This window comes from Massilia sp. UYP34, assembly GCF_056279385.1.
In genome coordinates this window covers 200,274-214,079 of the sequence record NZ_JBWBRF010000007.1, presented here as the reverse complement: position 1 = coordinate 214,079, position 13,806 = coordinate 200,274, and the positions used below count along the sequence as shown (strand labels likewise).

Here is a 13,806-nt window from a genome sequence, read left to right as displayed (position 1 = left end):
GCCGGTTGTTCGGCCTTAGGTCATCTGGGCTGCCAGGTAGGGCGCAGTGCGACTTTTCTTGTTGCGCGCGACTTCCTGGGGCGGGCCGGAAGCCACCACCGAACCGCCTTCGTCGCCGGCGCCGGGGCCGACGTCGATCACCCAGTCGCTGCCGGCCACCACCCGCATCGTGTGCTCGACCACGATCACGGTGTTGCCGGCGTCGACCAGGCGGTTCAGCTGCACCATCAGGCGGTCGGCGTCGACCGGGTGCAGGCCGGTCGTCGGCTCGTCCAGTACATACAGTGCATTGCCGCGCGTGGCGCGCTGCAGCTCGGACGCCAGCTTGATGCGCTGCGCCTCGCCGCCGGACAGTTCCGTGGCCGGCTGACCCAGGCGCAGGTAGTCCAGGCCAACCTCGCTGAGCACTTCCAGCGCGCGCTCGACCGACGCTTCGTCCTTGAAGAACGCGCTGGCTTCGCCCACCGTCATGCCCAGCACCTCGGCGATGTTGCGGTCGCGATAGCGTACCTGGAGCGTCTCGGCGTTGTAGCGCGCCCCTTCGCAGGTCGGGCATGGCGCGTAGACGCTGGGCAGGAACAGCAGCTCGACCATCACGAAGCCCTCGCCGGCGCAATGCTCGCAGCGGCCCTTGGCGACGTTGAACGAGAAGCGGCCGGCATCAAAGCGACGCTGCTTCGCATCCTTCGTGGCGGCGAACAGCTTTCTCACCTGGTCGAAGAGGCCCGTATAGGTCGCCAGGTTCGAGCGCGGCGTGCGGCCGATCGGTTTCTGGTCGACCCGCACCAGGCGCCGCACGCCCTCCATGCCGGATACGATGTGGCCGGCCAGAGGCAGTTCCTCGTCGCGTTCCAGATCCGGTTCGTCCGGCTGCTCTTCCGGCTCCGCGCCGCCCTGCCCCAGGGCCTGGCTCACCAGTTCGACCAGCACCTGGCTCACGAGGCTCGATTTGCCGGAGCCCGACACGCCGGTCACGCTGGTCAGCACGCCGAGCGGAAAGGCGACTTCGAGGCCCTTCAGGTTGTTGCGGTGCACGCCCGCGAGTTTCAGCCAGCCGCTCGGCGCACGCGGCGTGCGCTGCGGCGGCGGCGCCTCGCCGAACAGGTAGCGCCTGGTCTGCGACTGTTCGACCTTGCGCAGTCCTTCCGGCACGCCGCTGTACAACACCTGGCCGCCGCGCTCGCCGGCCAGCGGGCCGACGTCGACCAGCCAGTCGGCCTGCCGGATCACGTCCAGCGCGTGTTCGACCACGAACAGCGAATTGCCGGCCGCCTTCAGCTCGGCCAGCGCATCGAGCAGGGCTTCGGTGTCGGCCGGGTGCAGGCCGCTCGAGGGCTCGTCGAGCACGTACACCACGCCGAACAGGCTCGAGCGCACTTGCGTCGCCAGCCGCAGGCGCTGCAGTTCGCCCGGCGACAGGGTCGGCGTGCTGCGTTCGAGCGCCAGGTAACCCAGGCCCAGTGCCAGCAGCACTTCCAGGCGCGCGACCAGGTCGGCGGCGATGCGGCGGCGCACGATCAGCTGCTCGTTGTGCAGGTGCGCCTTGTCCTTTTCCTTGTCCTTGTCCTTGCCTAGCGCATACGGCTGGAGCAGCTCGGCCAGGCGCGCCAGCGACAGGCGCGAGATCTCGGCGATGTCGTGGCCGGCGAAGGTGACCGACAGCGATTCGCGCCGCAGGCGCTTGCCTTCGCATTCCGGGCAGGCGCTGCTGACCATGTAGCGCGCCACGCGCTTCTTCATGGAGGCGCTCTCGGTATTGGCGAACGTCTGCGTGACGTAGCGCCGCACGCCGGTGAAGGTGCCCTGGTAGCTGGGCGTGTCCTTGCGCCGTAATGCCGCCTTCGTCTCCTTGGGCGTGAGGCCGGCGTAGACCGGCACCGTCGGGCTCTCGTCGGTGTACAGGATCCAGTCGCGGTCCTTCTTCGGCAGGTCGCGCCATGGCGTATCGACGTCGTAACCGAGGGTGACCAGGATGTCGCGCAGGTTCTGGCCATGCCAGGCCGGCGGCCAGGCGGCGATCGCGCGCTCGCGGATCGTGAGGCTGTCGTCCGGCACCATCGACGCTTCGGTCACGTCGTAGATACGGCCCAGGCCCGAGCAGCGCGGGCAGGCGCCCTGCGGGGTGTTGGGCGAGAACGATTCGGCGTACAGCAGTTCCTGCCCTGGCGGATAGTCGCCCGCGCGCGAGTACAGCATGCGCAGGGAGTTGCTGAGCGTGCTGACGCTGCCGACCGAGGAGCGCGCGGTCGGCGTGCCGCGCTGCTGTTGCAGGGCGACGGCCGGCGGCAGGCCTTCGATCGCGTCGACCTCGGGCACCGGCATCTGGTGGAACAGGCGGCGCGCGTAGGGCGAGACCGATTCCAGGTAACGGCGCTGGGCTTCCGCATACAGGGTGCCGAAGGCCAGCGACGACTTGCCCGAGCCGGACACGCCCGTGAACACCACCAGCTGCCCGCGCGGAATGTCGAGGTCGACGTTCTTCAGATTGTGTTCGCGCGCGCCGCGCACGTGGACGTAGCCGTCTTCGGCCCTGCTTTCGGCCATACGTTTCTTGTTGGAATTTTTGCTGGGCATCTGCCCTCCGACATCATCGAGAATCCACCATTGGACGCCTGCCGGCGCCCGACGTCGGTGCGCTTGCCAACAATGCGGTCAAGCCAGGGTCTCCAGGCGCGCACACAATCCATCGACGCCGCCCTGCCCCGCGAATCGCATGGCGAGCCCGGCGCTCTGCGCCGCGAGCTGCGTGTTCCCGACCACCCCTTGCAAGGCCCTCGCCATGCGCGCCGGCGTGACGCGCGCCGCGTGCAGGCTGGCGCCACCCCCCATCGCCACCACCCGCGCCGCGTTGTCGAACTGGTCGTGCGCCAGCGGCACGACCAGCTGCGGCGTGCCCGCGCGCAGGGCTTCGGCCGTGGTGCCGATGCCGCCGTGGTGGACCAGGGCCGCGACGTGGGGCAGCAAGGAGCGCAAAGGGACGTATTCCTGCCAGCAGACGTGGGGGCCGAGCGTGGCCGGCAACTGTTCGGCGTGCGGCGTCAGGAACACCGCGCGCAGGCCAAGTTCGGCCACCGCCTGCGCCGCCGCCTCGAAGTAGCCGCGCGCCTGGCGGTTGCCGGTGCCGGGGGTGAACACGACCGGCGGCTTGCCGCCGTCGAGAAAGGCGCGCAGCGCGGCGCTCGGCGCGGCGTTCGGGGCGGGATCGTGCAGCGGAAAGCCGGCCTGGTACAGCGGCTGCGGCCAGTCCGGCTGAGGCGCGGCGAACCAGTCGGGAAACAATGCCAGCGACAGGTCGGGAACGAAGGGAATGAAGTCGATCATGCTGGCGACCCGCGGCAAGCCGCGCTGCGCGCGCGCCTTGTTCAGGCCCGGCAGCGCCACCGGGTCGAGGGAGTACGCCGCCAGCGCCCGCCACAGCCAGCGGCGTGCGCCGTGCGGCACCCAGGCGGGCACCGGCCAGGGACCGAGCAGCAGCGGGTCGTGCACGGTCGGCAGGTTGGCGGGCGCCAGCCAGGCCGCCGCGACCTTGAGGCCAGGACAGGCGTGGCGGCACAGGTCGGCCTCCGGCAACGCCAGCGGATGCACCAGCAGCACGCGCCGCGCGTTCGGCTGTTCGCGCGCGAGCGCCTCGACCACCCGCGGCAGCTGCGCCATCGCCGGCCGCGTCGCTTCCCACACCACGGCCAGGCCGCGGGTCGCGTGCCACAGGTCGGGATGGTCGAGCACGGCCATGTCGGCCGGCAGGCCGTGGAAAGTGAGCCCGGCCGCCTTGACGTAGTGCGCATGCTGCTCCGGGCCGAGGAAATCGACCCGGTTGCCGCGCTCGCGCAGCGCGCGGCCGATCCAGAGGAAGGGAAACAGGTCGCCGGCCGAGCCGATCGTCGCCAGGATGAAATGCACCCGCTCTTCTCCTCTTAGAACGACAGCGTGCCTTCGATCGAATCGTCGAGCGTCTTGCCGAGCACCGCGCCGACCGCGACCTTGACGCCGGCCACCGCGTCGCCGTGCTTGTTGTCCCAGTAATAGCCGGCCTTGGGCGTGATCTTGACGACGCTGATGCGCGGATCGTCCTCGCCTTCCGTGAATCAGGTCTTGAGCAGCGGGTTCCACAATTGCTTGATGCGCGCCTTGTCTTGCGAGATCTCGGCGTGGCCGTCCAGTTCCAGGAAACCCGAATGCTTGCCCGACTGGAACAACAGCTTGACGGTCGGATTGGCCTGCACCTCCTGGTTCTTGTGGCTGTCGATGCTGCTCAGGAACCAGATGGCGCCGGCATCGTCGGTCTCGCGCACGCTCATCGGGCGCACGCCGCGGCTCGGACCCTGGCCATTGCCGGTGCAAAAGAAGCACGCATCGGCAGCGTCGATCATGTCCTTGATGCGCTCGATGGCGTCCACACCGGCCAGGTCGCGGCGGTTCTGTTCGGGTTGGTTGCGGTTGATGGAATCCATTGTCTTCTCCTCAAAGCGTGGCCATGTGGCCGATGAGAAGACTGTAACCGGATTGTTACCGACGGTATGTGGGAGGCCGAACGCTGGACGACGCTTCAGAAAAACGCGCCGCCCGGCGCCCGTTCATACCAGGGTCAGAGGAAGCGATCGAGGATCTTGCGGCTGTGCTTGTCGATCTTGAACATATCGCGCACCAGGAAGTTGATGCCGTGGCTGTCCGCCACCAGCAGCGACGCTTCGCCGATGCGGCGGATGTCCTCGTCCACCTTCAGCACGAACTCGGTGTCGCCGCGGTCGGTCTTGACGAACCAGGTGCAGGGCGTGGCGAAGCTCGTCACGTCCTTGATGGCCAGGATCTCGGGGATGAACTCGCGGCCCGCGATTTCCTCGCCGATCAGGGTGCGGATCGCGTCCGGCATGTCGGCCAGGTCGTCGATCCAGGCGACTTCCTTGCCGCCTTCGCGCACCAGCGAGATGCCCCTGGTCGGCGCCTGGATCGGGAAGGCGCGCACCGGCGTCACGCCGACCCATTCCTCGCCGTTTTCGAGCGTGATCACGAGTTTTCCAAAACTGTCGCGGCGCAGCTGGAAGGGGATGGTCGAAACGGTAGTCATTTATGCGTCCTTGTCGTCCAGGTCCTGGTCCACGTTGCGCGCCTGCGCTTCGTAGAGGCGGTGGTAGGCGCCTTCGCGCGCCATCAGTTCGTCGTGATTGCCTTCTTCGACCACCACGCCGCGGTCCAGCACCACCAGGCGGTCGGCCCGGTGCAGGGTCGACAGGCGGTGCGCGATGGCGATCGTGGTGCGGCCCTGCACCAGGTTGTCGAGCGCTTTCTGGATTTCTTTTTCGGTTTCCGAATCCACCGACGACGTCGCTTCGTCCAGGATCAGGATCGGCGGGTCGATCAGCAAGGCGCGCGCGATCGAGATGCGCTGGCGCTCGCCGCCCGACAGGCCCTGGCCGCGCTCGCCGACCATCGAATCGTAGCCCTGCGGCAGGCGCAGGATGAATTCGTGGGCGTGGGCGGCGCGCGCCGACGCGATGATCTCTTCGCGCGTTGCGTTCGGTTTGCCATAAGCAATATTCTCTGCGATCGTGCCGAAGAACAGGAACGGCTCCTGCAGCACCAGTCCGATGTTGCGGCGGTAGTCGGCCACGGCAAATGAGCGAATATCCTGGCCGTCGAGCAGGATCGCGCCTTCGGACACGTCGTAGAAGCGGCAGATCAGGTTGACCAGCGTGCTCTTGCCCGAGCCGCTGTGGCCGACCAGGCCCACCATTTCGCCGGCCTTGATCTTGAGGGAGATGCCGCGGTTGACCGCGCGGTTGCCGTAACGGAAACCGACTTCGCGCAGCTCGATATTGCCCGCGACCTTGTCGACCTTCACCGGATTAACCGGGTCCGGCACGCTCGAAACGTGGTCGAGGATGTCGAAGATGCGCTTGGCGGCCGACGCCGACTTTTGTGTCACCGACACGATGCGGCTCATCGAATCCAGGCGCACGTAGAAGCGGCCGCTGTAGGCGATGAAGGCCGACAGGGTGCCGACCGTGATGTCTCCGCGCGACACCTGCCAGATGCCGAAGCACCAGATCACGAGCAGGCCCAGTTCGGTCAGGAACGACACGGTGGGCGAGAACAGCGACCACACCCGGTTCAGCTTGTCGTTGACCGTCAAATTGTGCTTGTTGGCTTCGCGGAAGCGTGCCGCCTCGCGCTTTTCCTGGGCAAAGGCCTTCACCACCCGGATGCCGGGGATGGTGTCGGCCAGCACATTGGTCACCTCGCCCCAGACGCGGTCGATTTTCTCGAAGCCGGTGCGCAGCTTGTCGCGCACGATGTGGATCATCCAGGCAATGAACGGCAACGGCAGCAAGGTCACCACGGCCAGCCACGGATTGATGGTGAACAGGATCAGGCCCGTCATGATGATCATCAGCACGTCGGACAGGAAGTCGAGCAGGTGCAGCGACAGGAACACGCAGATCCGGTCCGAACCGCTGCCGATGCGCGCCATCAGGTCGCCGGTGCGCTTGCCGCCAAAGAATTCCAGCGACAGCCGCATCAGGTGTTCATAAGTGGTCGAGCGCAGGTCGGCGCCGATGCGTTCGGAGGCCAGCGCCAGCACGTAGGTCTTGGCCCAGCCCAGCAGCCAGGCCAGCAGTGCGGCGCCAAACAGGCCGCCCATGTATAAATAAACAATATTGGTGTCGATGGCCTGCCCGTTCTGGTACGGAATCAGGACGTTGTCCATCAGCGGCATCGTCAGGTAAGGCGGGATCATGTGCGCGCCGGTCGAGCCCAGCATCAGCAGGAAGCCCAGCAGCAACTGCCCTTTGTATGGCTTGGCGAAGCGCCAGAGCCGGAACAGCGTCCAGGTCGACGGCGGCGTATGCAGCACCTTTTCGCAGATCGGGCAGTCTTCCTGGTCCGGTTCGAGCGGGGCCTTGCAACTCGGGCAAGTGTGCTGGTCGGGCGGCTGCACGGGCACGCCGCTGGCCACGCTGTGCACCTGGTCGCGGAAATGGTCGGCGACGCGGATCGCGTGCAGGTTCTGGCCCAGGGTGAAGCGCCAGGCGGCCAGCAAGCCGCCGTCGTCGACCAGCTCGAGATGGCCGACGCCGGCGTGGTCATGGTGGTGCAGCGCGGTGCCGGCGCGGTGCGGCCAGTCGCGCCACCCGCTTTCGCCCGGCGCGCGCGCCAGCAGGCGGCGATCGGTGACCAGCACCAGGCCTTTTGAAAAATGTAATTTCGCGTCGAGGTCAACCTCTACGCTGCTTAAAACGTTTTCCCCTGGTGCAAGCTGTTTCGCGACGTCACTTTGCCACTGTTCAGGTACAGAACTGGCGGCTACCGCAAGCGACGATGGAATAGCAGGTTGTTGAGTTGTCATGTATTGCGCCCGATAACAGGCTTTTGTTCTCGAAGGGTGGACATGGCGCCGGCTCGGCGATGCACGAGGACCGTCGTTACGCCGTTGCGTGAAACGCTCCACAGAGCGGTAAAACGTTTGTGCGTATCGTTTGGATGACACGGAAAACGTGATAGTAGGAATGTTGCGGCGCAGCAGGTTGGCAAGTGGTCCTGTTTCAGGCGGGTCGCGGCCGCTTTCGGCACCGTTTTGAAAGTCGGGCAGACAAGGACAAGTCGCCAGCGCAAGAGAGGCGCCAGGCGGCAAAAGTGATTACATGACCAAGAAGAATGACATCAAATTCCTGCGCGTGACCTATCTGCGCGGACCGAATATCTGGACCTACCGTCCGGTACTCGAGGCCTGGCTCGACATCGGCGAGCTCGAAGACTATCCGTCGAACCTTCTTCCCGGCTTCACCGAGCGCCTGACCGCCTGGCTGCCCGGACTGGTCGAGCACCACTGCGGGCTCGGCTACCGCGGCGGCTTCCTGGAGCGCCTGGTCGACGGCACCTGGGCCGGCCACATCCTCGAACACATCGTGCTCGAGGTGCAGAACCTGGCCGGCATGAAGACCGGCTTCGGCAAGACCCGGTCGACCGGGGAACACGCCATCTACAAGATGGCTTTCCGCACCCGCGACGAAACCGTCGGCCGCGCCGCCCTGGACGTGGCCCACCGCCTGATGATGGCCGCGATCAACGACGCGCCGTTTGACCTCGCCGCCGAAGTCGCGCGCCTGACCGACATGGTCGACCGCCACTGCCTGGGCCCCTCGACCGCCCACATCGTGGACGCCGCCACGGATCGCCGCATTCCTTCCATCCGTCTGACCGACGGCAACCTGGTGCAGCTCGGCTACGGCGCCGCCCAGCGCCGCATCTGGACCGCCGAGACCGACCGCACCAGCGCGATCGCCGAAGGCATCGCCAGCGACAAGGACATGACCAAGTCCCTGCTCTCCTCGTGCGGCGTGCCGGTGCCGGAAGGCGCGATCGTGCGCAGCATCGACGCCGCCTGGGACGAAGCCCAGGACATCGGCCTGCCGGTGGTGATCAAACCGATCGACGCCAATCACGGCCGCGGCGTGTCGCTCAACCTGATGACCGAGGCTGAGGTCAAGGCGGCCTACACGATCGCTTCCGAAGAAGGCGAAAGCAAATCCGTGCTGGTCGAGCGCTACGTGACGGGCAACGAACACCGCCTGCTGGTGGTCGGCCGCAAGGTGGTGGCTTGCGCCCGCGGCGAATCGGTCTGGGTGACCGGCGACGGCCGCCACAGCGTGGCAGAGCTGTGCGACACCCAGATCAACATCGACCCGCGCCGCGGCGAGAGCGAGGAATTCCCGCTCAGCCCCGTCAAGCCGCGCGAGAGCGAAGAGAACCAGCTGCAGCTGCAGCGCCAGGGCCTGACGCCCGACTCGGTTCCGGCCGAGGGCCAGAAAGTGCTGATCCAGGTGAACGGCAACGTCGCCGACGACGTGACCGACCTGGTGCATCCCGACGTCGCCTACGCCGCCGCCCTGGCCGCGCGCATCGTCGGCCTGGACATCGCCGGCATCGACCTGGTGTGCGAAGACATCTCGCGTCCGCTGGAAGAGCAGCGCGGCGCCGTCATCGAAGTCAACGCCAGCCCGGGCCTGCTGGCCCACATGAAGCCGGCCAGCGGCACGGCGCGCAACGTTGGCAAGGACATCATCGACCACCTGTTCGAGCAAGAGCAGACGGCGCGCATTCCAGTGGTGGGCGTGACCGGCTCGAAGGGCTGCAGCCTGATCACGCGCCTGGTCGGCTGCCTGGTCAACATCACGGGCAAGGAGGTCGGCGTCGCCAACGGCGAAGGCCTGTACCTGAACGCGCGCGCCATCTCGAATCGCGATTCGACCGGCGTCGAAGCGGCCCAGCGCATCCTGATCAACCGTAACGTCGAGACCGCCGTGTTCGAATCGAACGCGCGCTCGATCCTGCAGGACGGCCTGCCCTACGACCGCTGCACGGTGGGCGTGGTGACCGACATGAACGGCATCGAGGATGTGGCCGAGTTCTACATCCGTGACCAGGAGGCGATGCGCAACGTGATCCGCAGCCAGGTCGACGTGATCCTGCCGGACGGCGTGGCGGTGCTGAATGCCGCCGACGCGCAGGTCGCCGGCCTGGCCGAACTGTGCGACGGCAGCGTCATCTATTACGCCGCCGACGAGACCAACCCGATCCTGGCCGCGCACCGCCAGAACGGCGAACGCATCGTGTTCACGCGCGACGGCCGCATCGTGCTGGCCGCGGGCGAGCAGGAAACGCCGCTGATCGCCCTGTCGGCAATGAAGCCGTCGACCGTGAAGTACCCGGAAAACGTGCTGGCGGCGGTGGCCGCCGCGTGGGCGCTCGGCGTGCCGAGCGACCTGCTGTGCGGCGGCCTGCGCGCCTTCGACGCGACGCCGAAGAAGTAATCCATCAATAAAGGAACACGGTTTATGGAAGTATCTCGCGTACGGGCCCTGCGTGGCCCCAATCTCTGGAGCCACCACACCTCGGTCGAGGCCATCGTGGCGTGCACGCCGCAGGAAGCATCGATCGACGCCCTGGCCGGTTTCGAATCGCGCCTGCGCGTGCGCTTCCCGCAGATGGGCGCCCTGCAGCCCTATGGCCACCACGACACGGTGCCGCTGGCGCAGGTGCTCGAACTGACGGCGCTGACCCTGCAGGCCGAAGCCGGCTGCCCGGTGACCTTCAGCCGCACCACCGCCACCCTGGAAACCGGCATCTACCAGGTCGTGGTCGAATACAGCGAGGAAGACGTCGGCCGCCTGGCGCTGGACCTGGCGCAGCAGCTGATCGGGTCGGCGCGCGACGACACCCCGTTCGACCTGGCCGCCGCATTGAAGCAATTGCGCGACCTGGACGAAGACGTGCGCCTGGGCCCATCGACCGGCGCGATCGTGCAGGCCGCCGTGGCGCGCAACATCCCGTTTCGCCGCATGACCGAGGGCAGCATGGTGATGTTCGGCTGGGGCAGCCGCCAGCGCCGCATCCAGGCCGCCGAGATCGACGCCACCGGCGCCATCGCCGAGTCGATCGCCCAGGACAAGGAGCTGACCAAGAAGCTGCTGGATGCGGCCGGCGTGCCGGTGCCGCAGGGCCGCAGCGTGGTCGACCCCGATGACGCCTGGGCCGCGGCCCTGGAAATCGGCCTGCCGGTCGTGATCAAGCCCAAGGACGGCAACCAGGGCAAGGGCGTGACGGTCAACGTCACCACCCGCGAGCAATTGGACGCCGGTTTCAGGGCGGCCAGCGAATTTCGCGACGACATCCTGGTCGAGCGCTACCTGCCGGGCCACGACTACCGCCTGCTGGTGGTCGGCGACAAGCTGGTGGCCGCCGCGCGGCGCGAGCCGCCGCAGGTGATCGGCGACGGCAAGCACACCGTGCGCGAGCTGGTCGACGAGGTGAACCGCGACCCGCGCCGCGGCGACGGCCATGCCACGTCGCTGACCAGGATCCGCTTCGACGACATCGCCCTGGGCACCCTGGTGCAGCAAGGGATGCACGCCGACTCGGTCCCGGCCCTGGGCCAGCGCGTGGTCCTGCGCAACAACGCCAACCTGTCGACCGGCGGCACCGCCACCGACGTGACCGACGACGTCCACCCCGAAGTGGCCGAGCGCGCGATCGCCGCCGCCCACATGATCGGCCTGGACATCTGCGGCGTCGACCTGGTGGCCGACAGCATCCTGAAACCGATGGAAGAGGTGGGCGGCGGCATCGTCGAAGTCAACGCCGCGCCGGGCCTGCGCATGCACCTGGCGCCGTCGTTCGGCAAGCCGCGCGCGATCGGCGAAGCGATCATCGACACCCTGTACAAGGACGGCGACAACGGCCGCATCCCGGTGGTGGCCGTGACCGGCACCAACGGCAAGACCACCACCGTGCGCCTGATCGCGCACCTGCTCACCGCGTCGGGCCTGCGCACCGGCATGACCAATACCGACGGCGTCTACATCGAAGGCCGCCGCATCGACAGCGGCGACTGCAGCGGTCCGCGCAGCGCGCGCAACGTGCTGCAGCACCCGGACGTCGACGCCGCCGTGTTCGAGACGGCGCGCGGCGGCCTGCTGCGCGAAGGCCTCGCGTTCGATCGTTGCCAGGTCGCGGTGGTGACCAATATCGGCGCCGGCGACCACCTGGGCCTGAACTACATCACCACGCTGGAAGACCTGGCCGTGCTGAAACGCGTGATCGTCCAGAACGTGGCCGTGGGCGGCATGGCGGTGCTCAACGCCGCCGACCCGACCGTGGCGGCGATGGCCGAGAAGACCCGCGGCGACGTCACCTTCTTCGCCCAGGACGTGGGCTTGCCCGTCATGGCGATGCACCGCGCCCAGGGCCGCCGCGTCGTGTTCGTGGAAGACGGCCACCTGGTCGCCGCGCAGGGCCGCTTCATCGAGCGCATCGACCTGAAGGAAGTGCCGATCACCCGTGGCGGCGTGGTGGGCTTCCAGGTCGAGAACGTGATGGCGTCGGTGGCGGCCGCCTGGGGCGTGGGCACGTCGTGGGACGCGATCCGCCTGGGCCTGAAGACCTTCGTGGGCGAGAGCGACAACGCGCCGGGCCGCTTCAATGTGTTCGACTACCGCGGCGCCACCGTGATCGCCGACTACGGCCACAATCCGGACGCGATCGCCGCGCTGGTCAATGCGGTCGAAGGCATGCCGGCCAAGCGCCGCTCGGTGGTGATCAGCGGCGCGGGCGACCGCCGCGACCAGGACATCCGCCAGCAGACCGAAATCCTCGGCAAGGCGTTCGACGACGTGCTGTTGTACCAGGACCAGTGCCAGCGCGGCCGCGCCGACGGCGAGGTGATCGCGCTGCTGCGCGCGGGCCTGGCCGGCGCCACCCGCACCGGCCACGTGGAAGAGATCAATGGCGAATTCGTCGCCATCGACCGCGCGCTCGACCGCCTGAACGAGGGCGACCTGTGCCTGGTGCTGATCGACCAGGTCGATGCGGCGCTGGCGCACATCACGCGGCGCGTGACCCAGGCCAAGGCGGCCTGACGTTCCGCCGGGCTGGACGGAGTGCTATCCTGCGCGGATGCGCATTCCGTCCCCCGCTTCCCTTCCCGCTCTTCCTCCATTGGGCGCGGCCATGCTGCTGCGGGCGCTCGTCAAGCGCCCGGCGCGCGCGCCGACCAGCCAGATCGGCGCCACCTGGCGCCTTGAGCGGATCGACCTCGATCACGTGCGCCGCTATAACGCCGCGTTTGGATTCGCGGGCGTCGCCATTCCGGTCACCTTCCTCTATCTGCTGGCGCAGCGCGCGCAACTGGCCACCATGCTGGCCTGCCCGATCCCGTTTCGCATTCCAGGCCTGATCCATGTCGAGAACCGGCTGGCGCTGCACGGCCCGGCGCCGCATGACGCGCCGCTGGCGCTGGCGACCGCCTTGCACTTGCCGCCCCCGGCGCCGAACGGCGCCTTGCACTGCGTGCTGGAGACGCGCGCCTTCGACGGCGAGCGCCTGGCCTTTTCCTGCGACAGCACCTATCTGATCCGGCGCGGCAGCCGTGCCAGCCGCGCCGCGCCGCAGCCCGACGCACCGTCCGGTCAGGCGCTCGGCCGCTGGACCGTCGCGCATGACGCCGGCCGGCGCTATGCGGCCTTGTCGGGCGACTGGAACCCGATCCACCTGTGGCCATGGTCGGCGCGCCTGATGGGCATGCGCGCGCCGATCATCCACGGCGCGCACACGCTGGCGAAGGCATGTTCGCTGCTGCAGGCATCGACGGAGCGCGACATCGCCGCGCTCTGGTGCCACTTCCGCCAGCCGGTGGCGCTGGGCGCCGATGTCACGTTGCTGGCAGGCGGCAGCGACGGCGAGTTCGCTGTCATGTGCGGCGGGCGTCTCGCCATGGAAGGAAGGTATTCATGAGCGGGCGCTCCTTGTAGCCGCCTGGGATCTTGGCGGTCGATCACGGCTGCTTGTCGAGATGGGCGCGGAGGTGGCAATGACGTCAAGTGAAGGCGAAAGTCTTCTTGAGTCAGCGTATAAACGTCGTCCCCACGCAGGTGGGGACCCAATCATGCAAGCGTTTCGACGATGTTTGCAGAACTTGGGTCCCCGCCTGCGCGGGGACGACGTAGTTGACTGCTAGCTCAGCAGCTTAACTTCACGGCATTAGCGCGGAGGTGACCTTGCACGCCTGCGACACCGGAAACGACTTCCATGCGATCTGCAACGGGCGCATTGCCCTAGAAGGACGGTGGGAAGCCGCGACAGACCAGTGCCTGCCACAATAAATAAATCAGATTGACTTATCATTAGATTTTAACTATAATTCATGCCCATTAGGCAATAGTTACTTTTAGCAATACCCTGCCGCACCGTATTTTCCATCCATTGATGGGAAATCGCTCTCAGGCCCAGCGTCTGCATCCGTAGTCGTTGACG

Annotated in this window: 7 protein-coding genes and 1 pseudogene; 3 read left to right on the top strand and 5 right to left on the bottom strand. The window is 67.3% G+C overall.

The genetic code is table 11. The annotated features are described in order from the left end of the window. Positions 1–15: 15 nt before the first annotated feature. The 5 genes and pseudogenes from uvrA to ACZ9AQ_RS13955 form a co-directional block, all read right to left on the bottom strand. The gene (gene uvrA / locus ACZ9AQ_RS13975) at positions 16–2,544 is read right to left on the bottom strand and encodes an excinuclease ABC subunit UvrA (RefSeq protein ID WP_429203916.1); all 2,529 of its coding nucleotides are present in this window, start codon (positions 2,542–2,544) and stop codon (positions 16–18) included. 108 nt (positions 2,545–2,652) lie between these two features. After that, entirely contained in the window at positions 2,653–3,900 is a 1,248-nt protein-coding gene (locus ACZ9AQ_RS13970; RefSeq protein ID WP_429203915.1) for a glycosyltransferase, read from the bottom strand. 14 nt (positions 3,901–3,914) lie between these two features. Next, positions 3,915–4,451: pseudogene (locus tag ACZ9AQ_RS13965) on the bottom strand (pyridoxamine 5'-phosphate oxidase family protein). Between the two features lie 134 nt (positions 4,452–4,585). Beyond that, entirely contained in the window at positions 4,586–5,065 is a 480-nt protein-coding gene (locus tag ACZ9AQ_RS13960; protein ID WP_429203913.1) for a cyanophycin metabolism-associated DUF1854 family protein, read from the bottom strand. After that, on the bottom strand, positions 5,066–7,345 hold the full coding sequence (locus ACZ9AQ_RS13955) for a cyanophycin metabolism-associated ABC transporter (RefSeq protein WP_429203911.1): 2,280 nt from the start codon (positions 7,343–7,345) through the stop codon (positions 5,066–5,068). A 295-nt stretch (positions 7,346–7,640) separates the two neighbouring features. Between ACZ9AQ_RS13955 and ACZ9AQ_RS13950 the strand changes: the two genes are divergently transcribed. The 3 genes from ACZ9AQ_RS13950 (at position 7,641) to ACZ9AQ_RS13940 (ending at position 13,287) form a co-directional block, all read left to right on the top strand. Further along, positions 7,641–9,809, top strand: a complete 2,169-nt coding sequence (locus ACZ9AQ_RS13950) for a cyanophycin synthetase (protein WP_429203909.1) — start codon at positions 7,641–7,643, stop codon at positions 9,807–9,809. Between the two features lie 24 nt (positions 9,810–9,833). Next, a complete protein-coding gene (gene cphA / locus ACZ9AQ_RS13945; RefSeq protein WP_429203907.1) occupies positions 9,834–12,413 on the top strand; it encodes a cyanophycin synthetase in 2,580 nt (859 codons plus the stop codon). A 91-nt stretch (positions 12,414–12,504) separates the two neighbouring features. Further along, positions 12,505–13,287: a MaoC/PaaZ C-terminal domain-containing protein gene (locus tag ACZ9AQ_RS13940; protein ID WP_429203905.1), complete on the top strand. Its 783-nt coding sequence runs from the start codon at positions 12,505–12,507 to the stop codon at positions 13,285–13,287. Positions 13,288–13,806 lie beyond the last annotated feature (519 nt).

Bases quoted from the DNA above. Each gene is read 5' to 3' on its own strand.
- ACZ9AQ_RS13960 (WP_429203913.1), bottom strand. From the start codon at position 5,065: ATGACTACCGTTTCGACCATCCCCTTCCAGCTGCGCCGCGACAGTTTT.
- ACZ9AQ_RS13955 (WP_429203911.1), bottom strand. From the start codon at position 7,345: ATGACAACTCAACAACCTGCTATTCCATCGTCGCTTGCGGTAGCCGCC.
- ACZ9AQ_RS13950 (WP_429203909.1), top strand. From the start codon at position 7,641: ATGACCAAGAAGAATGACATCAAATTCCTGCGCGTGACCTATCTGCGC.
- cphA (WP_429203907.1), top strand. From the start codon at position 9,834: ATGGAAGTATCTCGCGTACGGGCCCTGCGTGGCCCCAATCTCTGGAGC.
- uvrA (WP_429203916.1), bottom strand. From the start codon at position 2,544: ATGGCCGAAAGCAGGGCCGAAGACGGCTACGTCCACGTGCGCGGCGCG.
- ACZ9AQ_RS13940 (WP_429203905.1), top strand. From the start codon at position 12,505: ATGCTGCTGCGGGCGCTCGTCAAGCGCCCGGCGCGCGCGCCGACCAGC.